Consider the following 268-nt stretch of genomic DNA (forward strand, 5'->3'; position numbering starts at 1 on the left):
CAAATTCTCAACCTCACCCTCTAACTTTCTTAATTTAGTCTTATTTGGATCACTTCCTTGTAATGTTATTTTAAAATTACCTTTAATATCAGCAATCAATTTTTTCATTTCCCGTTTTTGCTCCTTATTTTCAGCATTGCGATAGGTTTGAACAGCATTTCTATAACTTTCTATACTGTATTTACTTTTATTTAAAGCTGGTCGCAAATCACTATCTAAAGCAAAACGACTAATTAAAGAATTACCACATTTAATATTAATATCAATA

General features: G+C 28.0%; 1 protein-coding gene. It reads right to left on the bottom strand.

The features are described from left to right. Positions 1–268: hypothetical protein (locus ACIR131C_RS26325; RefSeq protein ID WP_035372628.1), on the bottom strand; the 268-nt coding region annotated here is incomplete at both ends.

The organism is Dolichospermum circinale AWQC131C (assembly GCF_000426905.1).
GTDB classification, from domain to species: domain Bacteria; phylum Cyanobacteriota; class Cyanobacteriia; order Cyanobacteriales; family Nostocaceae; genus Dolichospermum; species Dolichospermum circinale.